Raw genomic sequence first — 24,216 nt, 5'->3', positions numbered from 1 at the left:
TATTGTATGCGAACTGAATGGGTAGCCAAGCGACGTGAACAGCGTAATGTTACACAAATGCACTACGCTCGCCAAGGTGTAATTACTGAGGAAATGTACCACGTCGCTAAGGTGGAAAACCTTCCTCCTGAACTGATCCGCGAAGAAGTAGCACGGGGAAGAATGGTGATCCCTGCGAATATTAATCACACTAACCTAGAACCGATGGCTATAGGTATCGCTTCTAAATGTAAAGTCAATGCCAATATTGGTGCATCTCCTAATTCTTCCGATGTTCAAGAAGAACTGGAAAAATTAAGATTATCTATTAAATACGGTGCTGATACCGTGATGGACTTGTCCACAGGTGGTGGTAATTTAGATGAAATTCGTACTGCTATTATCAAAGCTTCACCTGTTCCTATCGGTACTGTACCAGTTTACCAAGCTTTAGAAAGCGTCCACGGCAGAATGGAAAACTTCACCGCTGACGACTTTCTTCACATCATCGAAAAGCACGCTCAACAAGGGGTAGACTATCAAACTATTCACGCGGGTTTGTTGATAGAACATTTACCTTTAGTGAAAACTCGTCTTACAGGTATTGTTTCCCGTGGTGGCGGTATTTTGGCTAAGTGGATGTTGCTGCACCGCAAACAAAACCCCCTGTACACCCATTTCAATGACATCATTGAGATTTTCAAGAAATATGATGTTACTTTCAGTTTAGGCGACTCCCTGCGTCCTGGATGTACCCATGATGCGACAGATGCAGCGCAGTTAGCGGAACTGAAAACTTTAGGTCAACTTACCCGCAGAGCATGGGAACATGATGTACAGGTAATGGTGGAAGGTCCTGGTCACGTGCCTATGGATCAAATTGAGTTTAATGTCCGCAAGCAAATGGAGGAATGTTCAGAAGCTCCTTTCTATGTTCTAGGTCCTTTAGTTACAGACATTGCTCCTGGTTATGATCATATTACTTCAGCCATTGGTGCAGCCATGGCGGGATGGTATGGTACGGCGATGTTGTGTTATGTGACACCTAAAGAGCATTTAGGTTTACCTAATGCTGAAGACGTGCGTAATGGGTTAATAGCTTATAAAATAGCTGCTCATGCTGCGGATATTGCTAGACATCGCCCTGGTGCTAGAGATCGGGATGATGAACTGTCTAGAGCGCGGTATAATTTTGATTGGAATCGTCAATTTGAATTAGCTTTAGATCCTGAGCGAGCTAGGGAATATCATGATGAAACTTTGCCTGATGATGTTTATAAAAAGGCTGAGTTTTGTTCTATGTGTGGTCCTAAGTTCTGTCCTATGCAGACTAAGATTGAAGATGAGGCTTTAACTGAGTTAGAGGAATTTTTGGCTAAAGAACCTGTAGCGCAACAATGCTAAAATAGTTCTGGTTAAATATCGTTACTGGGTTAAACCTGGTAACGATATTATAGTGATTTTCGTGAACTATATTTTTATATCTCACGCAATCTCCGTGAGGAGATCCCGCAGGGTAGACGCAAAGGCGCAAAGGAAGAAAGAAGAGAAAAAGAAGATTGAAGAAATACATTAAAAATGCTGTATTTTTGTAACTGTGCATAAATCGAAATCTGTCACATCATTCACAACCTAAAAATCTATGAGTGAACAAATAAAATGGACTGCGGAAGCGGAAGCGAAAATTAAAGAAATTCCTTTTTTTGTGCGTCCTTTTGCACGGAAGAAGATTGAAAATTATGCTCAGGAGAATGGGATAGTTGTTATTGATATTCAGGTTTATGAACAGGCTAAACAGTTGTTTAATAAGAATTTTAATAAGTAGTTGAAATTACCAAACCAATATTTTTCATGTTTAGTGTTATTTTTGGAAAAATGTGATTTTCAATATCATCAAATGACTCGACAAACTCACGATCAATTTGCTAAAGAATACCTAGAGGAATTATTAACACCTGTAGGAACAATCAAAAAAAGCGAAAAGGTGAAAAGCGAAGTTCAAGAAATTGATGTTTGGTTTGAACCCTTTCCTACACCCACTCAGGAAAATTTACCTTTGGGTTTATTAGGTAAAATCGCCAAAACTCAATGTTTAATTGAGGTTTTTCGTAACCCACCATCAGAAATAGAAATTCGCAGTTGTTTACTCAAATTATATGCTGTTCATGGCGATATTGTCAGGAGGGCGAAACGAGAAAACCAAAATATTGCTGAATCAGAATTTCCGATGTTATGGATTTTAACACCAACTTTCTCACCTCGCATGATTAAAGGATTAGGTGCAAATGAGATAGGAGAAGATTGGGTTAAGGGTATTTATTTTCTGCATGATATTTTGAAAACAGCAATAGTTGTGATTCATCAATTACCAGAAAATGAGGACACCTTATGGTTAAGAGTTTTAGGGAAAGGAGGAACACAAAAAAGAGCAGTAGAGGAGTTAACGACTTTACCTGAAAACAACCCTTTTAGGGAGAATTTGTTAGAAATTTTAGCCGACTGGCGCAAGAATTTAGAATTGAGAGATAATTTAAGTAGAGAAGAGGAGGAAGAGATTATGAACTTATCACCAGCTTATTTACAACAACGGGAAGAATGGAGACAAGAAGCAAAGCAAGAAGGAAGACAGGAAGGAAGACAGGAAGGACAACTTTTATTGATAACTTCTTTGTTGGAAGGGCGGTTTGGTAGTTTAGATGCTGAGTTATCTGGTGCGGTGGAAAAGATTGCTAAATTTCCTATTGCTGAACGTTCTCAGTTACTTTTGTCTTTGGGTAGTTTATCCCGTGAGGAGTTGTTAGAAAGATTGCGGAATCGGGAATAATAGGATATATTGGTTACAATTTAGCCCTGAGATTTGAAATCTGGGGCTATACAAACAAAGCCTACCTGTGTAAGATAATTTTATGGATTATTTTTATCAACTTAATCTTTAAAATACCTGGCTTTAATTTCTGGATGTTCTGCTAAAAATCGTTCTATTTCTAAATATGACCATTTTTCGACTTCAATACCGTTTCTATCTCTTAAAGCATCTAATTTATCATGTAAAGTTGCGTCAATTATTCCGCTAGTCATAATACAAAAACCCTTAGCTTCTTGTGCTACTAGCATATCACTTATATCAGTGACTTGTGAGCTTCCAAGAGATCGCTTATCACTTTTTAACTTACATTGAGCTATCCATTTAATAGGTTTTTTATTAATATCTACACCTTTAAAAAATACAATATCTCGACCACCATCACGAGATCGAGAATTACCAATTTTATCTATATTAGTTAATTTATGTTTTTCTCTCAAAATATCATAACAAAGTTCTTCAAATTGATTATCATTTAACTGATTCCAAGAACATGATATATCATCAAATGTTGTGAATTTTGCTCCTTCTGTGTTAGACTTTGTTAAGTCTACTCCATGAAAATTTATATGTCGTAAATCAGCATTAGTAAAATCTGCTCCTCTTAAATCAGCACCTATTAAAATTGCATATCGTAAATCAGCATTAGTAAAATTTGCACCTCTTAAATTTGCATCATGAAAGTTTGCACAATATAAGTTAGTATTTGTGAAATTAGCATTTTGACAATCAGCACGACAAAAAATAGAAAAACTCAAATTTAAGCCTATAAGGTCTAAATTATGAAGATAAGAACTACTTAAATCTTTACCTATATATTGATTATAATCAAATGAATTATTTAGTAGATTAAATAAAGAAAGTTGATAATAATTTTTTATTAAATTATCTGATTTTCCATTAACAATTTTCCATGCTAAATACCACTTATGGTCTATTTTTGTCTTATCATCAATTATTGCACCAGTTAAATTTACCCAATTTAAATTAGCACCACTTAAATTAGTTCCACTCAAATCAGCATTTTTTAAATTAGCACCACTTAAATTAGTTCCACTCAAATCAGCATTTTTTAAATTAGCATCACTTAAATTAGTTCCACTCAAATCAGAATTACTGAAGTTAGTTCCAATTAAGTTAGCACCATTTAAGTTAATAAACTCTAATTTAGCACAACTTAATTCAGCATTACTTAAATTGATATCACCAAAAGTTAAATCTATACCATTAATAATTAAATTATTATCGTGTTCTTCTAAATCTGTATCATCATAAGTTAAGTTTACATCAAAAACATTGAATTTTGAATTAATAAGTTTCCATACACAATACCATTTATAATCTAATTTTGTCTCGCTATCAATTATTGCACCAGTTAAATTTACCCAATTTAAATCAGCATCACTTAAATCAGCACCACTTAAATTTGCATCGGTTAAATTTGCACCAGTTAAATTTATCCAATTTAAATCAGCATCACTTAAATCAGCACCACTCAAATTAGTATCGGTTAAATTTGCACCAGTTAAATTAGCATCACTTAAATCAGTAAGTCTTAGATTAGCATCATTTAAATAAGCATCACTTAAATCAGCACCACTTAAATCAGCACCACTCAAATTTGCATAATTTAAATTAGTAAGTCTTAGATTAGCACAACTTAAATCAGCATTTCGTAAGTTAGTAAGTCTTAGATTAGCACAACTTAAATCAACATCTCTTAAATCTATATTTTCCAAATCTAAACCCTGAAAATCTCTTTCTCCTGCTTCATAAAGTGCTATAAGTTCCTCAGCGTTCATACTGTTTGAGCCTTTTATACGGTATAGTTTATTTATAAATACCTTTATATTGTAGCAAATTTACAAACTGAATAAGGAATTATTATAATTTTGATACACAAGTTTTGTTTTTCCACCCAACTTTGAAAAAATATGTCACACTTTATCAATAGCTAACCGTAGTGCGATCGCCAATCATACTAAATGTATCTCTTTAAGATAAAATAGAATCAAGTAATATTATAAAAATAACCTCTAGTTTTTTGTAACGAACCGCAAAGTACGCAAAGTACACAAAGGAAGAGGATTTAAAGGAGGGTAAGGTTAGGAGGAAAAGATGATGCGTTTTATGCCTTCTTTGAGGAGGGAAACATTAAAGTTGATGAGGAGTGCAAGGGGGTATGTAGTCATTTTTAAATATGAGAGAACTTGTGCTTCATGGATAGGAGTTAAACTTTGCACAGATTTTAATTCTACTATTAAGGATTCTCCAACTAAAAAATCTAATTTACCCTCGCCTACAGGACGACCTTTATAGTATAGTTTTACTGGATGTTCACAGGTATGAGGTATTTCACGAAAAAGAAATTCTTCTCTTAAAGCCCTATGATATACCTCCTCTAAAAATCCAGAACCTAATACTTGATGTACCTCAATAGCAGCACCAATAACTCTATAAGCTAACTTTTCTACCTCTTCATTTGGCTGTCTCAGCATAACTTCCTTTGCTAACATTAAATAAATTACTTAATCCTCTTACTTTGCGAACTTTGCGAACTTTGCGGTTTAAACAAAACAAAGATCATCAAAACCAACAGACCATAAACCGTATTATCTCACACTTCCAAAACTTACCCATCTCCCAAATTTACTAACTTTGCGGTTCGTAACAAATCACCATCTATCCTACCTTGTGGCAAAATTGATCAGAGTCCTAAAAAACTGATAATTCCCAGCATGACCGCAACTATACCAAATCTCCCCAGTGTTTACGAATCATTCTCCACAGAAGCGAAATGGCAAAAATTCTGGGAAGAAAACCAAGTCTACAAAGCAGACCCCAACCACCCCGGTGAACCCTACTGTATTGTTATTCCCCCTCCCAACGTCACCGGCAGTTTACACATGGGTCACGCATTTGAAAGTGCGTTGATTGATGCCATCATTCGCTATCAAAGAATGAAGGGTAAAAACGCTCTTTGGCTACCTGGTACTGACCACGCAAGTATAGCAGTACAAACCATTCTGGAAAAACAACTCAAAGCAGAAGGTAAAACTCGCTACGACTTAGGTAGGGAAAAATTCTTAGAACGGGCTTGGCAATGGAAAGCTGAATCAGGTGGTACAATTGTCAATCAATTACGCCGTTTGGGTGTTTCCGTGGACTGGTCGCGGGAACGCTTCACCCTAGATGAAGGTTTATCAAAAGCTGTTTTAGAAGCATTTATCCGTCTTTATGAAGAAGGTCTAATTTACCGGAGTAATTACTTAGTTAACTGGTGTCCCGCTTCTCAGTCTGCGGTGTCTGATTTGGAAGTCGAACCCAAAGAGGTAAATGGTAATCTTTGGCACTTCCGTTATCCTCTCAGCGATGGTTCTGGATTTGTGGAAGTTGCCACCACAAGACCCGAAACCATGTTAGGTGATACGGCAGTTGCGGTTAACCCGGAAGATGAACGGTATAAACATTTAATTGGTAAAACTCTCACCCTCCCCATCATGAATCGGGAAATACCGATTATTGGTGATGAATTAGTTGACCCCGCTTTCGGTACAGGATGCGTTAAAGTCACTCCTGCCCATGACCCTAACGACTTTGAAATGGGTAAGCGTCATGATTTGCCGTTTATCAATATCATGAACAAAGACGGCACGCTTAACGAAAATGCGGGAGAGTTCCAAGGACAAGACCGCTTTGTTGCTAGAAAAAATGTAGTTGCTCGTTTAGAAGCTGATGGCGTACTGGTCAAAGTAGAAGACTATAAACATACAGTACCCTATAGCGATCGCGGAAAAGTCCCCGTAGAACCCCTACTTTCAACCCAGTGGTTTGTTAAAATTCGCCCCATTGCAGATAAAACCCTCGATTTCCTCGATAACCAAAATTCCCCCGAATTTGTCCCCGAACGCTGGAGAAAGGTTTATCGTGATTGGTTGGTAAATCTGCGTGACTGGTGTATTTCCCGTCAATTGTGGTGGGGTCATCAAATACCCGCTTGGTATGCAGTCAGCGAAACCGGCGGAGAAATTACCGACACCACACCCTTCTTTGTTGCTAAAACCGAAGCAGAAGCATTAGAAAAAGCTAAAGCCCAATTTGGCGAAGAAGTCAAACTAGAACAAGACCCCGACGTTTTAGACACCTGGTTTTCCTCCGGTTTATGGCCTTTCTCCACATTAGGATGGCCAGAACAAACCAAAGACTTAGAAACCTACTACCCCAACGCTACCCTAGTTACAGGATTTGATATCATCTTTTTCTGGGTAGCAAGAATGACCTTAATGGCAGGACATTTTACCGGAAAAATGCCCTTTAAAACCGTTTATATTCACGGTTTAGTGAGGGATGAAAATAATAAGAAAATGTCCAAATCAGCAAACAATGGCATTGACCCATTATTGTTGATTGATAAATATGGAACTGATGCCCTGCGTTATACATTAGTTAAAGAAGTAGTCGGTGCAGGTCAAGATATTCGCTTAGAATATGACCGCAAAAAAGACGAATCTATCTCTGTAGAAGCATCCCGAAATTTTGCCAATAAAATCTGGAATGCTGCCCGATTTGTCATGATGAATTTGGATGGACAAACTCCAGCCCAATTAGGTAAACCAGAACCCATAGAACTCAGTGATAAATGGATTCTTTCCCGTTATCATCAAGTAGTTAAACAAACAAATAACTACATTGATAATTATGGTTTAGGGGAAGCAGCCAAAGGACTGTATGAGTTTATTTGGGGAGATTTTTGTGACTGGTATATTGAATTAGTAAAATCCAGATTACAAAAAGATGCAGATCCCGCATCTCGGAAAATTGCCCAACAAATTATCGCCTACGTTTTGGAAGGGGTATTAAAGTTATTACATCCTTTCATGCCCCATATTACGGAAGAAATTTGGCAAACTCTCACCCAACAACCAGCCGAAAATCCCCAAGTTTTAGCTTTACAATCTTATCCAGAAGCAGATACAAATCTAATTGATGCTGACTTAGAAACACAATTTGATTTGTTAATTAATACTATCCGCACCATTCGTAATTTACGGGCGGAAGCTGATGTTAAACCAGGGGCAAAAATTACCGCAAATTTGCAAAGTGAAAGTGAAAAAGAAAGGTCAATCCTGACAATTGCGGAAGCATATATCAAAGATTTAGCTAAGGTAGAAACCTTAACTATTAATGCTCCCACTTCCATAGAAAGCACTCCAGAAAATACTGGAGAAGCACCAACAGGATCACCAACAGAAGCACCAACAGAATTACCCAAAAATAAAGAACTTTTCAGTAGTTCCTATTGGCGGACCTTGAAAAATATTGGTTTAATTCTGGCGGTGTTAGTTACTCTCAGAGTCGTTATTTTTGTCGGCAATACATCTTTGCGGATACCCATTTTTGGTAGTTTCTTTGAAACAGTGGGTTTATTTTATGCAGGTTGGTTTGTAGTCCGTTATCTACTCAATGGTAAAGCCAGAAAAGAATTATTTGCTAAATATTTCCCAGCGAAGGAAACACCAACAGAAACAGAAATAGAACCTGCTACCACACAGGAAGAAGAAAAAGAACCTGCACAGGAAAAAGAAAATTCTATTTCCGGAGTTGTGGGTACTGTGCAAATTGTTATTCCCTTAACTGGAGTAGTTGATGTTGAAGTATTGCGGGCGAAATTAGAGAAAAGTTTGAATAAAGTTGAAGCGGAAGTTAAAGCTTTAACTGGAAGATTGAGTAATTCCAACTTTGTAGATAAAGCTCCCGCAGATGTGGTACAAACTACCAGAGATGCTTTAGCAGAAGCACAAAAACAAGCGGAAATTTTGCAGGAACGTCTGCGTACTTTATAACAGGTGAATGGTAATCGGTAAACGGTGATATAGGAAATAATTTTTCTCTATTACCAATTACCAATTACCAATTACCAATTACCAATTACCAATTACCAAATTTTGAATTACTATGTTGTATCTAGCTCAAGTATGTAAAAATGATTTTTTAGGGCAATATCAATTACGCCTATTAGCACGTCAGGAATCTGAATATTTATGGTATATTATTTCTGAAGATACTTGTATTCTTCTGGCAAAAGGAAGCATCATGAACGAGAAAGTGCTGGTATTAGTCGAACTTTCTCCTACAGGTGAAATAGAAACAATTGAAGACGCTACCAGTTGGGTACTTTATTTAGTGCAAACTTACCTCAAAACTGGTATTACCCCAGAATTTTTACAACAGGAAGCAGAAAAAGCGGAACAGTGGCGACAATCTTTAACCTTGCAAAATCAAGATTTAGCCCGTCGCACTTTGGAATTAGAAGCCCGTCATGAACAAATTCAAGCCCTACAAGAAAGTATTCAACGTGACCACAATGGACATCAAGGGGGTAATTGATAATTGATAATTGATAATTGATAATGGGTAATTAATTATATGATTCCCAATCACCAATCACCAATCACCAATCACCAATCACCAATCACCAATCACCCAATTTCCTCTTCTGCTAATAATTGCCGAATTAACCTAGCTACGGCTTTTTGCGTAAAACGATTAGCAATTTGTTGTCCTAAATAATGTACTCTTGGATTAAAAAGTACCTGCGCTACTTGGGGAGCAAGTTTAGCAGGATCAAAACCTCTCGTTTCTCGGAGAATTCCTAAAATTCGTTTAATATGTTCTAAAGTTTGTTGTTGTTCAACACTTGCACCAGGCATTTCATTAACTGCTGTTAAACCTACCCTTTCTCGGAGTAAAAAAGTAAAATTATGTAAAACGTTTTTACTTACCGCATCCAGCCCATTCACAAACTCATCTACTAACCTATCACGAATAAATACACCGCGTTCAGAAGAGAGAAATTCTACACTCTGATTCATGATTAAATTAAAGTCGTAATCTTGACTATTACGGGCATTTTTTAACAAGTTTTCTAAACGATTCCACCGGAATTTACCATCTTTAAATAGTAAATCTTTCAATGAAGTTCTTAATTCATCAGCTGGATCTGTTAACAGTCGTTTAGAAACATAAGGATAAGCTTCACTGAGAACTTTGAAATTCGGATCTATATAAATAGCAATCCCTTCCAATGTCACCAAAGAACGAATAATTAAAGCGTAATAGGGAGGTACGCGGAAAGGATACTCATACATTAATGCTGATAAATCATCAGTAATGCTTTTAATGTTTAGTTCTGCGACACTCGCACCTTGGGCATTAGCAAAAACCTTGCTAAAAGCCGGAACAATCGGTGTTAAATCTGTTTCTGGGGAAAGAAATTCTAATTTGACATAATCTTGTGCTAATAAATCAAAATCACGGTTAACAACGTGAACAATAGCTTCAATTAAACCATAACGTTGGGGCGGTTTAATTTCGCTCATCATCCCAAAATCAAGATAAGCTAACTTACCATCAAAGGTAGCTAACAAATTACCAGGATGGGGGTCAGCGTGGAAAAATCCATGTTCTAATAATTGACGCAGGGAACACTGCACACCTACTTCAATTAAATAACGTGCATCTATTCCTAGTTCTTTAATTTCCCTCGTTTGAGTTAATTTAATACCATTAATCCATTCCATCGTTAAAACGCGACGGTTGGTGTATTCCCAGTAAATTTTTGGTACATAAATATCTGGGATATGTCCATATAATTCAAAAAAGCGTTCAGCATTTTCACCTTCATGGATATAGTCCATTTCTTCAAAAATGCGATCGCCCAATTCATCCAAAATCCCAACTAAATCACTTCTAACCCGTTTTACATTTTTTTGCACCCATCCAGCTAACTTGCGTAAAATGTACAAATCAATGGTAATTCTTTCTCGCAAATCTGGACGCTGGACTTTAATTGCTACCTCTTCCCCAGTTTTGAGTTTACCTTTATAAACTTGTCCCAAAGACGCAGCAGCAATTGGTTCTGCTGAAAGTTCCGCGTAAATCTCCTCTGGACGACTTCCTAATTCTTCCTCAATAAACTGGTAAGCTATTTCATTAGGAAACGGTGGTAATTGATCTTGTAATTTAGTTAATTCTTCCAAATATATAGGAGGAACTAAATCCGGTCTAGTAGACAATGCCTGTCCAATTTTAATATAAGCAGGACCTAATTTTGTTAATAATTCTCGCAGTTGAACTGCCCGACGACGATCATTTTTCACCACAATTCCCCGTTGCTTATCCCACCAAATCCCGAAAAGATATGACAACGTAGGTCGTAAAACTGTTAAAATTCGCCGCAGAACCTGTAAAGGCTGGTTTTGGTAATGTGCTTGAATCTCTTCAGGATCATAACGCAGTGTCTCAGGTTCAGTTTCAGCTAATACTGTCTGCTTATGCTTTGCTGAGAATTTTGGTGAATTGATCACCAAGACTTCTGTACTATTTTCTGGTATTACTTCAATTAAGGACAATTCGCTTCCGCGACTGTCCTCCACGGTAGAACGAGAACTAGGGGGAAGACTCTTAACCATCATCAAAAAGCCACCAGTGAGATAAACGCTGTTAAATATTGTAACAATATGTTGCGAATGCCGCTAGATAAGTCAACAAGCAAGGAAAGTTGTAATCATATCTTGGCAAGGTTTTATCCCAGCTTGATTTTCATCAAGATAGCCATCATCGCCAGGGAAATTCCTACTCAATTGTTCGGTTCTACTACTATCACTAATGCAGAAAAGACTATAACCTCATAAGTATATAGTGCAGTGTCTACTTTAGCTGCTGTGAGATGCTCGTCAATTAGATTTTAGATACTCGTTAATCGAGAGGTGAAAACCTGTGTACGAATGGATTTTGCCAAGTTTGAGAGAAGTTTTAGCCGCAAGCCGATCAAATAAGGCTGAGTGTTCATCTGCTAAAGCAGAGCAACAATGGCGCATCAGTTTAGCAGCTACAGAACATCTCCTCCTCAATACCTTGGCAACTACGACATCTGACATCACTCAAGGTTTAACCCAAGGTTTAACTCAAGGTTTAGTTTTAACAGCACCAGCACCCTTATTTAGTCAGCCAAAATTAACTAAAAGTTTAAAAACGGTTACTTTTACTGCCCAACCCTTTAACCCTTTGGCTTTGATGCCGTTTCAAGTTTCCGGTGCGATCGCCCAAAGTCGAGAAAATGAAGCCATATCTCCTTGGGAAGATCCGCAGCAAATTACAGACTATGCTTACAAATATAATCATATCTGTCCAGAAGAATCAATTTTACCCTTATTACCTGCCGATCCTCTAGGAGCAGAGCAGTTTTGCTTGGTGTTCACAGAAAATTTTAGATTGGTTTTAGTGTTATCAGCAAACAGCAGCGGGAACAAAGAATTTTTATTTTCTTTTGCACCAGAAGTAGTACAGCAAGCTTGGCAAGTTTTAGGCGCAAGGGTGGTTTTGACTAATCCCGAATTATTTGCCGATTTGGATGCTTTAGTCCAAAAATATCCGGCAACTGCACCAAACTATCAAACTATAATTCAATTTACCCAGTTTTTGCTTCAGGAATTAGCAGAACCAGAAACGGATAAACCAACACATACTATTCCCATCTCTCCACCTACCCACAATCATCTTTCCCCATCAGCAAAACCATCTTCCCGTTCTGATGTGGAATTACTACAAGCTTTTGCCCATGAAGTCCGCACCCCACTGGCAACTATTCGTACTATGACTCGGTTGCTACTCAAGCGGCAAGATTTACCAACTACTGTAATTAATCGTTTGCAAGTTATTGATCACGAATGTACTGAACAAATTGATCGGATGGAGTTGTTATTTAAAGCCGCAGAATTAGAAACTTGTACAACAACAAAATCTGGCAATACCCAATTAACTCCAATGTCTTTGGATCAAGTTTTACAGCAAAGTATCCCCCGTTGGCAACAAGCAGCAACTCGACGGAATTTAACTTTAGATGTGGCTTTACCTCAGCAATTACCAACTGTTGTCAGTAATCCCGCTATGCTAGATCGGGTACTCACCGGTTTAATGGAAAATTTCACCCGCAGTTTACCCCCCGGTAGTTCTATTCAAGTTCAAGTTATTCCCGCCGGGGATCAACTCAAATTACAATTATCACCTCAATTAGATTGTCAAGATACAACCAGAACAATAACACTACCAATTCGTAAATCTTTAGGTCAATTATTAGTATTCCAGCCGGAAACAGGAACTATTAGTTTAAATATTTCTGCTACTAAACATCTATTTCAAGCTATTGGTGGTAAGTTGATTGTACGTCAAAATCCCAAATATGGGGAAGTTTTAACCATTTTCCTCCCTTTAGAAGTTAGTTGTCAACAAAAAGTGAAAATGTAAGCAGTCAGGAGGCAGGAGGTAAATATTTCTCCCCAATCACCAATCACCAATCACCTATTCTTGATCACCGCATCGCTAAAAGCGCACTTCCATAAGCAGCTTCGGTGTTATTAGATGCAACTACAGGTACTTTTAAATATTTAGCTCTAATAGCCGTCCAAGTAGAATTAGCCGCACCACCACCAGCCGTATAAACATAGCTTAATTTATCTGCTCCCAGTTGTTGCAATAATTCATATCCTCTTGCTTCTATTCGCGCCATACTTGATAACAAACCATGTAAAAATTCTTTGGGATCATCTGGTCTAGGTTCTAGTCTTGGGGGTAGATGGGGATCATTAATGGGAAAGCGATCGCCCTCTTTCAACAAAGGATAATAATCTAACTCACTCGCTTTTGATACATCAAGTTCTTGACTCAAGCGAACTAACTCATCATCAGTAAAAAAGTGTTTTAATACAGCACCACCAGTATTAGAAGCTCCTCCAGTTAACCATAAATCTCCTAAACGGTGGCTGTAAATTCCATATCGTGCATCTTCTACACGGGTACGACTCAAAAGTTTCAACACCAAGGTTGAACCCAAAGAAGTTACCGCTTCCCCTGGTAATTTTGCTCCACTAGCTAAAAAAGCCGCAATACTATCTGTTGTTCCTGTACACACCAAGCAATCACGCCTAAAACCAAATTTAGCCGCAATTTCTGGAGTTATTTCACTAATGGGAGTACCAGGTGCTAAAACTTGGGGTAAAAACACAGGAATTTGCATTTTTTCTAGCCATTCTGGATATTGCAACTTTTCTACGTCATAACCCAATTTTAAAGCGTTGTGATAATCGCTAATACCTAATTTTCCATGTAAGAGAAATGCCAGCCAATCAGCTTGATGTAGTAAATATCTAGCTTGATTAAACGTAGGTAATTGTTGCATCCACAGCAATTTTGCCAGGCTAGAAGTAGCACTCAGTACCGTGTGGTTAGGTGGAGCAATACTACTCAAATCCTTGAGCATCATTGATCCCCGTGGATCGTTGTACAATAAGGGAGCATCTACAGGCTGGCCAGCAGCGTCAGTCAGCAAGATTGTGGAAGAAGTACCGTTAATAGCGATCGCCCCAATTTCACGCCGCCATTCCTGGGAAATTCCCTCTATAAGACCCCATAAAGCGTCTTTCCAGCAATTTACCCAATTTGTCACATTTGCCCAAGGATAACGCATTTGAGAGACAATTCTAGCCTCTTCATCAATCACTATCGCTCGTGCGCCAGATGTACCAAAATCAATACCCAAGTAGAAAGTCATAACGGGGAATAGGGAATAGGGAAGAAAATTTTAGATTTTAGATTTTAGATTGGAGTTGACAAAAACAATCCAAAATCCAAAATCCAAAATCAATAACTCCTGCCTCCTGACTCCTGACTCCTGACTCCTGACTCCTGACTCCTGAAAAAATCATGTTTTTGTTGCATCTTGTAACAAGATATTCCCCAATTTTGGCAAAACAAGGAAAAGTAGTAAAAGAAATGTTAATCATCTCATTGGAATTTTAGGAGAGTTTCCACCATGACTATCTCAGATACTCAAGTGTACATCGCTCTAGTTGTAGCTTTAATTCCAGGCATTCTCGCTTGGCGTTTGGCGACTGAACTTTACAAGTAACTCCCAGATGTGACACCCACACAAGACTAAATCAACCTGGCCATACAAGGTAAAATCTTCAGGATCTTGGGACTTTTAGCCAAAAGTATCTTGAAAAAATGTACCTGCGTATGCCAGGTATTTTTTTTTATGACCTAATACTTGTAGAAAATTACCAAAAATGAAGTAATATGGCAGCTAAATTAAGTCGCAATTAGCGCCATTTTACTTTTAATGGTGCTTCCCTTCAATCAGCCTGACTATTTTTATTGTTATGAACGCCTTTCAACCATCCAAACCACCGCTACAACCACCAGTTAAACCCACCCGAACTGCTCCTAGACCAAAAAAACATCTTCACCAACGTTCTTATCAAATCATGGCACTAGAAACTTCTGCCAAGATCACCGTTAACTTGGTTATTATCACAGCAGCGGTATCTGCTCTATCTCAGCTTATGCCTTATCACCGGTTACAACAAGATAAGTTGCGAGAAATCCGCACAGAAGTCAAGCTCATGCAAGGACGTGTTGATGATTTGAGGACGGAATTTAGCCGCAATTTTGATCCCAGTCAAGCTAATAGTATCAGGCAAGAACAATCATATAGATTTGCTCCCAGTCAACTTCCGGTGGTGCTGATTAATCCAGATACTAAAGATACTGAACGATCCAATTCCACACCCTGAGACAAATTGAAATGATTTGCAATTTTAAGGGTGTATAAATAAGAAATGAATTTCTATTAATAACAGAAGCTAATAGTCAATAGCTAATTCGTGAAGAGTTTGATAGTTATCATCTATTAGCCAATCAAAGATGCAGGGGCGCTACCAAAAAATTAAAACAAAAAATTAAAATTTGAGAAAGCAAAAAATTGAAATTTTTTGAATTTTGAATTTAATCTGATTTAATGTGAAAAATTTACCAATCAGTCTTTTGGGGAAGAAGCAATTCATCTAACCAATTTTCCAGTTGTAAGCGCAACCGATAACCAGAAACATCCTCATTGGTGTCTAAACAGTTGATATATGTGAGGGCGCGGTAATAATCAGCGATCGCACAATTCCAGTCACCCCAAATATGATAAGTCCTACCACGTTCAGCCCAAATATTACCTTGTAGCTGACCAAACAACAATGCAATCTCAAAATTATCAATTGCTTCCTGATATTCTCCTAAATCACGCAAAGTAATACCACGGTTAATCCAAGCACGAACATAACGCGGATTTAAATCTAAAGCCTGATCATAGTCGGCTAGTGCGGCAATGAACTCGCCACAAGCAGCATAGCAATTAGCTCTATTATTATAAACACTTGCTAACTTAGGATTTAGCTGCATTGCTGTATTGTAGTCACTTAGAGCTTTTTGGCATTCACCACTTTGAAAATAAATTAGCCCTCGATTGTTATAATCAATTGCATTGTTAGGATGACTATCAATCAATTGGTTTAACAAAGCGATCGCCTCTGTGTAATCCCCTTGGTGAGCTAACTTTAAAGCATAAGACCTTAAGTAGCCGTCCTCTGGTAAAGATTTACTGCTAGTTTTCACGCCAGTTTTTTGTGTATACGCAGTATTTTGATGATTGCCTTTGTATAGTGGATTGTTCTGTGTATTAGAAGTTAAAAAGGAGTAATGATCCATATATTCCTGCCTGAGCTACTTGCTCTGTGAAATCAAATGAAATGATAGGATTTTGTTTGCTAGTGGTTTACTCACTGTTTCACTGTTTCAGGAGTCTTGGCTTAATCCAAGAAGAACAAATTTAAACTACTTAAACAATTAAGCCATAAGCCTAAAAATATATACATCACTCCAAAGGTCAATTCCAGAAAGAATTTTGATCAATGTAATAATTCAGGAGTCAGGAGTCAGGAGTCAGTGGTTCGGCTTACTTCGACTTACTTCGACTGCGCTCAATACAAGTCGCTCACCAAGCGGAGTCAGGAGTCAGGAGTCAGGAGTCAGGGGGTTAGTAGCTAGTTACTTTTTTCTTAACCAATACTAACAAATACTCACATTTGCTGAAAATTTTCTGTCATCTTTTGGCTTTGTGACAGAATTACAGTAAAATCACTGTATGCTACTAGGATTCAAAACCCAACTCAAAGTTAACAAGCAACAACGACTACTACTGGCGCAACACGCAGGAGTAGCCAGACACGCTTGGAATCAAGGTTTAGCACTTTGTCGACAGGTACTATTACATAATAAACTTAATCCTCAAGACAAAATCAAATTTCCCACAGCCATAGATTTACACAAATGGTTAGTAGCAGCCATTAAATCTACCCATCCTTGGTATTATGAAGTATCTAAATGCGCCCCTCAATACTCATTAAGATATTTGTCAGATGCTTTTAAATCTTTCTTCAAGAAAAGTAAAGGGTTTCCTAAGTTTAAGAAAAAGGGTAAACATGATTCTTTCATCTTAGATGGTGCAATAAAAATTGATTATAGAAAAATCAAAGTTCCTGTCATTGGTTGGCTGAAAACTTATGAAATTCTTCCGACTGGATATAAACCGAAATCTGTCACCATAAGTAAACAGGCTGATAAATGGTTTATCTCTTGGAAACTGGAGGTGAGAACGACTCAAACCCAGAAAAATCAGGAGTTTGTAGGAGTTGATTTAGGAATAAATCATCTAGCAATATTATCAACAGGAGAAATATTTGATGGCGTAAAAAGCTATAAAAAGTATGAGAAAAAGTTAGCAAGAATGCAATATTTGAACCGGCATAAACAAAGAGGTTCAAATAATTATAGAAAAGCACAAATCAAAATAGCGAGATTACACCAAAAAATAGCCAATATCAGAAAAGATACATTACACAAAATTACTACCTATATTAGCAAAAACCACGCGGTGATAGGGATAGAAGATTTGAATGTATCTGGGATGTTAGCAAATGGGAAATTATCAAAAGCTATAGCCGATATGGGCTTTTATGAATTTAGAAGGCAGCTAGAATACAAAACACAACTGTATGGTAGTAAGTTAGTAATTGTGGATAGATATTATCCCAGTAGCAAGACTTGCTCAACTTGTGGAGACAAGAAATCATCACTGTCATTATCTCAAAGAGTTTTTAAATGTGATAACTGTGGCTTTGAGAGTGACAGAGATTTAAACGCTGCGATTAATTTAAAACAAGAAGCGGTCAGATTGATCGTGTTAGCCTGTGGACTAGATAGTGCCGACACTTCTAGGAGTTCAGTGAGCGTAGTCGAACTGGTGAAACAGGAAGAAAAAGCCAACTTTTGTTAGCATTAGTTAGCTTTTTTGTATCGGAAGTTACCCAATGCCCAATGTCCAATGCCCAGTACAATTTAATTTTGAGTAAATTTCCTATGACAACAACAATTTCTTATGCAGATGCTTTAGACCTTACAGCCGATGATTACATTGTGATCGGCTTGGCAACGTGCTTTTACAAAGAAGATGGAGAAGTACACCAAATCGAAGTTATAGAACCTATTCCCTCAGCAGCATTAGAAGCAATATTAAAAGGCATTCCTACTTCATATAAACTTGCCTGTGCAACTACTTTGGGAAGTATCTTGGATGGTGATAAGCTGTTATTGCCTGATGGATTTCCTGATTCAGCACAGTTTGCAGATGAATTTGTACAACGGTCATTTTCAGCTGCTCGCACCTACAAGCGTCGTGAATCAGCCCAAACCCTGATTCCCGCAGGAACAACCAAAACCGATTTTAATTATTCTACAGAACGCAAACGGGTGCTAAATGCCGCTAGAGTTGTCACTAAAGACGACAACGTTAAACAACATTCTCACACTCACAAAGTTCTTTGATTTTAAGCAGTTATTATGTTGAAACTTTACGGTGGCGCTTTTAGCCGTGCATCAATTGTGCAGTGGTATTTAGAGGAACTACAAGTTCCCTACGAATTTATCCTTTTGGATATGAAAGCAGGTGAACATCGACAACCTGAATACCTGGAAATTAACCCAATAGGCAAAGTTCCAGCAATTATGGATGGTGATTTGAAACTATGGGAATCAGGGGCAATTTTGCTGTATATTGCGGAAAAATATGGTAAAAATCCGATTTCCCTAGAGGAACGTGCCATATTTTCCCAATGGGTATTATTTGGTAATTCCACCTTGGCTACAGGAATTTTTGTGGAAGCCAACCGCGAGCGAGAAATGCCCCGCCTATTAACTACCCTGAATGAAATTTTTGCGCGGCAACCTTTCTTACTTGGTGATGAATTCACTGTTGCCGATGTGGCTGTGGGATCTATACTCGCTTATATTCCCATTATGCTCAAGCTTGATTTGAGTGAATATCCAGCCGTTGTTAACTATATTCAGAAAATTTCTGAACGTCCAGCGTTTAAAAACAGTATCGGTAAAAGGTAAAAGGTGACTGGGGACTGGGGACTGGGGACTGGGGACTGGGGACTGGGTAATCATTTTATTTTTCCAAATTACCAATTACCAATTACCAATCACCTATCACCAATCACCTATCACCAATCACCTATCACCAATCACCAATCACCAATATCTAACGATAGTTTGTAAACTGCAAAGCTACAGGAAAATCTTCTTGTTTGAGTCTCTGGATCACAGCTTGTAAGTCATCTTTAGCTTTGGCTGTAACCCGCACAGCATCACCTTGAATTGAGGCTTGGACTTTTTTAAATTCATCACGAATCAATTTAGAGATTTGTTTGGCTATGTCTTGACTGATGCCTTTTTTGAGGTTGATTTCTTGCCGCAAGCGGTTGCCGCTGGCAGATTCAACTTTACCAAAATCAAAGATTTTTTGAGAGAGGTTACGTTTGGCTGCTTTTTCCCGCAGTATGCCATGTACAGCCTCTAAAGTCATATCGCTGTCAGTGTTAATAGTAATGCTGTTTTCGCCTAACTCGACAGTTGTTTGTGTGTCTTTGAGATCGTAACGGCTTTTGATGTCTCGTATAACTTGATCAACAGCGTTAACTAATTCTTGACGGTCAAAGTCGCTGACAATATCAAAAGAAAAACTAGAAGCCATAAAAAAATTGAATGTGAAATGTTTTATTTGGTAATTGGTGATTGGTAATTGGTAATTGGTAATTGGTAATTGGTAATTGGTAACTAATGATTTACTGTCACCTGTCACCTGTCACCTGTCACCTATCACCTATCACCTATCCTGAAACTTTCATGATACTCAAATAGAAGAGAGTGGCAGAACTAAAAGAGCCAATACCAAACATGAGCGATCGCAAAATGGGGATATTGGCAATATAAAAAATAGAGTATAGTAACCGAGCGGGGATAAAGGCGATCGCTGCCATTGCTGCTAAAGGAGTATTCACCCCACAGACATAAGCCATTAGAGATGCAGCACTGAAAATCATGAATGCCTCAAAAGAATTTTGATGCGCCCAGGTAGCTCTTTGGGCATAAGGAGGCAATTGATCAAACATGGCACGAGGGGCAGATAAATCAAAACCAACCTGCGCCCGACCGTAAGCTACGAATAAAAACGGTACATAAATGAGAACTGCGGCGGCAGCAATAGAGTACAAAAAAATAGCAGGTATAGGTAGTTGCAATAGGGACATTAACCTAATAAATACTGGTACTGGTAGTAGTTTTTAGTGAGCGCAAAGGAATACTGAGTAATTTAGATAAAACATTACCCAGTACCCACTGGTAATTACCCATCTCTATCATTAGCGGTGTGGAGACTGCGTTTCACTTTAATCAAAGTAGAACAGTGTCACCACTTTTCTTTGTTCTTCTGCTTCTCCACAGGTTTGTAGCAGGGTGCGACTGTCGTGGAAAGCAAAGCAGATGAGTTGCTGACAACGGGAGACAATCTCCTTGTTGCACAGGTAGCTGGCCTCAGCTAAAGACAGATTATCATTACTGGGATTTTCGACTAGATGCATGACCTGCTCTAGTTGTTGGCGTGATTCGTAAGGTTGACGTTCCAGGCTTTGGGGTAGGATGACCGTCAATAAGTTCGGGTCAGCCCGTGTTGCGCCCTTGATGGCAGCGGAATTAGTACCTGTAGCACCGGAAGTAATGATGCGATTGCCCGATAAAACTAGGGCATAAGTCATCATTTCAATGAGATTTTGATGAGTAATTGGCACATGACGGGAACCCAACAAGGCGATTCGTTTAGAACCTGTTTGCTGGATGGTCGCCAGTTCCTGCGCTAATGTATCAAGGTTGATAAGTTCTGTTGACTGGCTCAAAGATGGAGGTGATCAGATTAAACAACCTAGATATTCTATCAAACAGCGTGTAGGTAAGAAGCCAACTAGAGTTACAGATTTCTCTGTTTTCTTGATTATTTTGTTAAGTAACAAAAGATTTTGTTGATGGCAGTGCTTTAACAAAATAGGTAGTTGGAAAAAATTACTGTTCACTGTCAGGCTTTGGAAACAGGCAATGGTAGGATTTACGCTGGTGAAACTGGTAATTTGGGTCAATAATCCGACTAAGATAAAGCGGCTGCTGGTTTGACTCCTAGTTGAGATAAGAAACGGTTAATGTCAAAATGTTCGGACATTAATTGGCTAATGCACTCTACTTTGAGAGGTTCGTGGACACGAACTTGTCCGAAAGTGCGGTCAACAATTTCCACTGTGGTTAAGGTATCGAGGTCAACAGATAAAATCGGTATTTCTAATTCTTCGGCGCGATTGAGAATAAAGGCGGGAGGGGGTAGTTGTCCGGTGAGGATCAGGCATTGGGTAGAAGTTTCTAAAGCGGCTTGTTGAATTTCCACGCGATCGCCTCCTGTGACTACTGCTTTGTTACGGCGTTTGCGGAAATATTTAACGGCGGCGTTAACATTCATCGCCCCAATGGCCAAACTTTCCACTAATAAATCTAGGCGATCCCTGCGACAGAGAACTTCAGCCTGTAATTGTTTTACCAGTTCTCCCACGCTCACGCTACGGAGCAAGTCACTTTTTGGCAACATTGCTAATACAGGAATGCCATGCTCTTCCAAAAATGGACGTAAGAGATTATGACCTGCTTCTAATTGTTCGGTGGGAACTTCATTAATGACAACACCAACTAGGCGATCGCCTATCAATTTCTTGGCAGATAACAACGCCTCTACTGAAAGCAGGGATTTATAACGATGTACGAGTAGCACACCCCCATCTAAAACTTCAGCCACTTCCAGTAAGGACAAGCCAAATAAATTACCTTCTGGTAAATTACCTGGTCCTTCCAACAGCATCAAATCACCCCGTGGTATTTGTAAATAATGCTGTACCAGTGACTGCTGATAATCAGCTTTGTCTTCACCACGTAACCGTTTTTGGACACTGACTTCATTTAAAGCAAGTAAGGTGGGTGCAACACGATTTTCCGGCAGTTTCAAGCTATGAGAAATAAACTGCACATCTTCTTCAACTAAGCTACCATCGGCGGTCTGTACACAATTACCCAATGGTTTGCCGTAAGCTATATCCAATCCTTTTTGCTTTAGCTGATGAGACAAACCCAAAACAGTTGCGGATTTACCACTGTAAGTCTCTACTGATCCAATCAGCAAATATTTAACAGATGTTGGCACGCCATGCACTCCTAATTTCAAACGTCTGTTGAACCCAGCTAGGTGTTTCCTAATTTTAGCTGAAGCAACAGAAATCGTTGATTTTGGTGATTGGTGATTGGTGATTGGGGACTGGGGACTGGGGACTGGTGATTGGGGACTGGGGAAGAAAATTTTAGATTTTAGATTTTAGATTTTAGATTGGAGATCACAAAAACAATCCAAAATGATCTCACAAAGCGACAGGTTAAGTCGGTCGGGGTTTAGCATTGTTAAATACCTAATTGTGGGCTTTCTGCTGTAAAAACTGTAAACTTTAAACAAATAGTGGTTTTTTACTTAAATTAAACTATGCCAGCGAATTCCTGGCCGGAAAACGACGCTTACAACGGAAATTCTGATCCTCTTAACTCCCTGCTGTCTGACCTTTCAACAGAGGAGGAGTTAACGGAAGGGATCAAGACTGTTTATTCTTCATCCCGCTTTCAAGGACGTAGACCCAAAGCTGTCCTCATGTTAACTGTGGTTTGGGGTGGAACTATTGCTTTACATTTGGTTTCCTGGGGTTCTATTTTTATTCTTGGACTGACGGCAATTTTAAGCATTCATGCGTTCAGGATTATTTTTGCTAGACCCCGCCACCATCATAAGGAAATACAGGGAGATTTACCCCGTGTTTCTGTGTTGGTAGCTGCAAAAAATGAAGAAGCGGTCATAGGCAGATTGGTTAAGAATCTTTGTAGTTTAGAATATGCTAATGGTGAATATGAAGTCTGGATTATTGATGATCATAGTACGGACAAAACACCACAGTTATTAGCAGAACTACAGGAAGAATACAAGCAACTCAAAGTTTTCAGGCGTTCTGCTGATGCTATTGGCGGTAAGTCTGGGGCTTTGAATCAGGTATTACCTATGACTAAGGGTGATATTATTGCCGTGTTTGATGCTGATGCCCAAGTTAACCCAGATTTATTGTTACAGGTTATTCCTGTGTTCCAAAGAGAACAGGTGGGGGCGGTGCAGGTGCGAAAGGCGATCGCCAACGCTAAGGAAAATTTTTGGACTAAGGGACAAATGGCGGAAATGGCTGTTGATACTTGGTTTCAACAACAAAGAACCGCTATTGGTGGACTGGGTGAACTGCGGGGAAATGGTCAGTTTGTCCGCCGTCAAGCTTTGGATAGCTGTGGTGGTTGGAATGAGGAGACTATCACCGATGATTTAGATTTGACTATTCGCTTGAATTTGGATAAGTGGGATATTGAATGTATGTTCTATCCCCCAGTTCAGGAAGAAGGTGTGATAACTGCGATCGCCCTTTGGCATCAACGTAACAGATGGGCTGAGGGTGGTTATCAGCGTTATTTAGATTACTGGGATCTGATCCTCAAAAACCGCATGGGAACACGGAAAACTGTGGATTTACTGATTTTTCTGCTGATTATGTATATTTTACCTACAGCAGCAGTACCAGATTTATTAATGTCTGTGATTCGCCATCGTCCACCTATATTAGCGCCTGTTACTGGTTTGTCGGTAACAATGTCTTTTGTCGGGATGTTTGCTGGGTTACAGCGCACACGCCAAGATCAGAAAACATCTAATTATTTGGTGTTACTTCTGCAAACCATTCGCGGCAGTCTTTATATGTTGCATTGGTTAGTAGTTATGAGTAGCACTACTGCCCGGATGTCGGTTCGTCCCAAGCGTTTGAAGTGGGTGAAAACTGTACATACTGGTGCTGAACATTAAGAAAAGCAAGATAGGTAGGGTGTGTTAGTAACGCACCTTACATTTTTTTACTAATTTTTTTTAACGAACCGCAAAGAACGCAGAGAAATAGGAATTGTTGGTATTATACCTAAATGGCGATCAT

The 24,216-nt window shown here is 38.6% G+C and carries 24 protein-coding genes; 14 read left to right on the top strand and 10 right to left on the bottom strand.

What is annotated here, in order from left to right; translation table 11 throughout:
- Positions 1-6: 6 nt before the first annotated feature.
- The 3 genes from thiC to H6F45_RS14625 all read left to right on the top strand — a co-directional run bounded on the left by thiC (position 7) and on the right by H6F45_RS14625 (position 2,803).
- Entirely contained in the window at positions 7-1,383 is a 1,377-nt protein-coding gene (thiC, locus tag H6F45_RS14635) for a phosphomethylpyrimidine synthase (RefSeq protein ID WP_190347528.1), read from the top strand.
- A 238-nt stretch (positions 1,384-1,621) separates the two neighbouring features.
- Positions 1,622-1,804 (top strand): PCP reductase family protein, encoded by a 183-nt coding sequence (locus H6F45_RS14630; protein WP_096571967.1) that lies wholly within the window; start codon positions 1,622-1,624, stop codon positions 1,802-1,804.
- Between the two features lie 72 nt (positions 1,805-1,876).
- Entirely contained in the window at positions 1,877-2,803 is a 927-nt protein-coding gene (locus H6F45_RS14625) for a hypothetical protein (RefSeq protein ID WP_190347547.1), read from the top strand.
- Between the two features lie 101 nt (positions 2,804-2,904).
- On the opposite strand, the gene H6F45_RS14620 is transcribed toward H6F45_RS14625, so the two are convergent.
- On the bottom strand, positions 2,905-4,644 hold the full coding sequence (locus H6F45_RS14620; RefSeq protein ID WP_190347527.1) for a pentapeptide repeat-containing protein: 1,740 nt from the start codon (positions 4,642-4,644) through the stop codon (positions 2,905-2,907).
- A 303-nt stretch (positions 4,645-4,947) separates the two neighbouring features.
- Positions 4,948-5,340 carry a GxxExxY protein gene (locus tag H6F45_RS14615; protein WP_236104168.1) on the bottom strand — a complete coding sequence of 131 codons (393 nt, stop codon included), beginning with the start codon at positions 5,338-5,340 and terminating at the stop codon, positions 4,948-4,950.
- A 240-nt stretch (positions 5,341-5,580) separates the two neighbouring features.
- On the opposite strand from H6F45_RS14615, the gene H6F45_RS14610 reads away from it, so the two are divergent.
- Together H6F45_RS14610 and H6F45_RS14605 are read left to right on the top strand one after the other, a co-directional pair.
- Positions 5,581-8,685, top strand: coding sequence for a valine--tRNA ligase (locus H6F45_RS14610; protein WP_190347525.1), 3,105 nt, complete (start codon positions 5,581-5,583; stop codon positions 8,683-8,685).
- A 112-nt stretch (positions 8,686-8,797) separates the two neighbouring features.
- Positions 8,798-9,229, top strand: coding sequence for a hypothetical protein (locus H6F45_RS14605; RefSeq protein WP_190347524.1), 432 nt, complete (start codon positions 8,798-8,800; stop codon positions 9,227-9,229).
- 92 nt (positions 9,230-9,321) lie between these two features.
- On the opposite strand, the gene H6F45_RS14600 is transcribed toward H6F45_RS14605, so the two are convergent.
- The gene (locus tag H6F45_RS14600) at positions 9,322-11,316 is read right to left on the bottom strand and encodes an AarF/ABC1/UbiB kinase family protein (RefSeq protein ID WP_096571958.1); all 1,995 of its coding nucleotides are present in this window, start codon (positions 11,314-11,316) and stop codon (positions 9,322-9,324) included.
- 304 nt (positions 11,317-11,620) lie between these two features.
- On the opposite strand from H6F45_RS14600, the gene H6F45_RS14595 reads away from it, so the two are divergent.
- Entirely contained in the window at positions 11,621-13,147 is a 1,527-nt protein-coding gene (locus H6F45_RS14595; protein WP_137669008.1) for a HAMP domain-containing sensor histidine kinase, read from the top strand.
- Between the two features lie 64 nt (positions 13,148-13,211).
- Here H6F45_RS14595 and H6F45_RS14590 read toward each other — a convergent pair whose 3' ends face one another.
- Positions 13,212-14,450, bottom strand: coding sequence for an FGGY-family carbohydrate kinase (locus tag H6F45_RS14590; RefSeq protein ID WP_190347523.1), 1,239 nt, complete (start codon positions 14,448-14,450; stop codon positions 13,212-13,214).
- 37 nt (positions 14,451-14,487) lie between these two features.
- A complete protein-coding gene (locus H6F45_RS14585) occupies positions 14,488-14,682 on the bottom strand; it encodes a hypothetical protein (protein ID WP_190347522.1) in 195 nt (64 codons plus the stop codon).
- A gap of 29 nt (positions 14,683-14,711) precedes the next feature.
- Here H6F45_RS14585 and psaM point away from each other — a divergent pair, with 29 nt between their 5' ends.
- Together psaM and H6F45_RS14575 are read left to right on the top strand one after the other, a co-directional pair.
- Positions 14,712-14,807 carry a photosystem I reaction center subunit XII gene (gene psaM / locus H6F45_RS14580; RefSeq protein WP_096571955.1) on the top strand — a complete coding sequence of 32 codons (96 nt, stop codon included), beginning with the start codon at positions 14,712-14,714 and terminating at the stop codon, positions 14,805-14,807.
- Positions 14,808-15,060: 253 nt separating this feature from the next.
- Positions 15,061-15,474 carry a hypothetical protein gene (locus tag H6F45_RS14575; RefSeq protein ID WP_096571954.1) on the top strand — a complete coding sequence of 138 codons (414 nt, stop codon included), beginning with the start codon at positions 15,061-15,063 and terminating at the stop codon, positions 15,472-15,474.
- Between the two features lie 235 nt (positions 15,475-15,709).
- On the opposite strand, the gene H6F45_RS14570 is transcribed toward H6F45_RS14575, so the two are convergent.
- The gene (locus H6F45_RS14570) at positions 15,710-16,435 is read right to left on the bottom strand and encodes a tetratricopeptide repeat protein (protein WP_096571953.1); all 726 of its coding nucleotides are present in this window, start codon (positions 16,433-16,435) and stop codon (positions 15,710-15,712) included.
- A gap of 196 nt (positions 16,436-16,631) precedes the next feature.
- Between H6F45_RS14570 and H6F45_RS14565 the strand changes: the two genes are divergently transcribed.
- The 5 genes from H6F45_RS14565 (at position 16,632) to H6F45_RS14545 (ending at position 19,345) form a co-directional block, all read left to right on the top strand.
- Positions 16,632-16,799, top strand: coding sequence for a hypothetical protein (locus tag H6F45_RS14565; RefSeq protein WP_190347521.1), 168 nt, complete (start codon positions 16,632-16,634; stop codon positions 16,797-16,799).
- Between the two features lie 72 nt (positions 16,800-16,871).
- Complete coding sequence (locus H6F45_RS14560; protein ID WP_190347520.1) at positions 16,872-18,062, top strand: RNA-guided endonuclease TnpB family protein; 1,191 nt, start codon at positions 16,872-16,874, stop codon at positions 18,060-18,062.
- An 83-nt stretch (positions 18,063-18,145) separates the two neighbouring features.
- Entirely contained in the window at positions 18,146-18,610 is a 465-nt protein-coding gene (locus H6F45_RS14555; protein WP_190347519.1) for a hypothetical protein, read from the top strand.
- 15 nt (positions 18,611-18,625) lie between these two features.
- The gene (locus H6F45_RS14550) at positions 18,626-19,180 is read left to right on the top strand and encodes a glutathione S-transferase family protein (protein WP_137669526.1); all 555 of its coding nucleotides are present in this window, start codon (positions 18,626-18,628) and stop codon (positions 19,178-19,180) included.
- 3 nt (positions 19,181-19,183) lie between these two features.
- On the top strand, positions 19,184-19,345 hold the full coding sequence (locus H6F45_RS14545) for a hypothetical protein (RefSeq protein ID WP_190347548.1): 162 nt from the start codon (positions 19,184-19,186) through the stop codon (positions 19,343-19,345).
- On the opposite strand, the gene H6F45_RS14540 is transcribed toward H6F45_RS14545, so the two are convergent.
- The 4 genes from H6F45_RS14540 to H6F45_RS14520 all read right to left on the bottom strand — a co-directional run bounded on the left by H6F45_RS14540 (position 19,329) and on the right by H6F45_RS14520 (position 22,358).
- Complete coding sequence (locus H6F45_RS14540; RefSeq protein WP_137666972.1) at positions 19,329-19,820, bottom strand: YajQ family cyclic di-GMP-binding protein; 492 nt, start codon at positions 19,818-19,820, stop codon at positions 19,329-19,331. The genes H6F45_RS14545 and H6F45_RS14540 overlap by 17 nt on opposite strands.
- Before the next feature lie 136 nt (positions 19,821-19,956).
- Complete coding sequence (locus tag H6F45_RS14530) at positions 19,957-20,376, bottom strand: MAPEG family protein (protein ID WP_096571952.1); 420 nt, start codon at positions 20,374-20,376, stop codon at positions 19,957-19,959.
- Between the two features lie 138 nt (positions 20,377-20,514).
- Positions 20,515-21,018, bottom strand: coding sequence for a DNA recombination-mediator protein A (locus tag H6F45_RS14525; protein WP_096571951.1), 504 nt, complete (start codon positions 21,016-21,018; stop codon positions 20,515-20,517).
- A 245-nt stretch (positions 21,019-21,263) separates the two neighbouring features.
- Entirely contained in the window at positions 21,264-22,358 is a 1,095-nt protein-coding gene (locus H6F45_RS14520; protein ID WP_137666951.1) for a phosphotransacetylase family protein, read from the bottom strand.
- Positions 22,359-22,688: 330 nt separating this feature from the next.
- Here H6F45_RS14520 and H6F45_RS14515 point away from each other — a divergent pair, with 330 nt between their 5' ends.
- The gene (locus tag H6F45_RS14515) at positions 22,689-24,092 is read left to right on the top strand and encodes a glycosyltransferase family 2 protein (RefSeq protein ID WP_190347518.1); all 1,404 of its coding nucleotides are present in this window, start codon (positions 22,689-22,691) and stop codon (positions 24,090-24,092) included.
- The last annotated feature ends 124 nt before the right edge of the window (positions 24,093-24,216 follow it).

This window comes from Sphaerospermopsis sp. FACHB-1194 (genome assembly GCF_014696235.1).
In the GTDB taxonomy this organism is placed as follows: Bacteria; Cyanobacteriota; Cyanobacteriia; order Cyanobacteriales; family Nostocaceae; genus Sphaerospermopsis; species Sphaerospermopsis kisseleviana.
The sequence above is the reverse complement of the archived record's forward strand: the minus strand, read 5'-3'. Positions and strand labels throughout refer to the sequence as shown.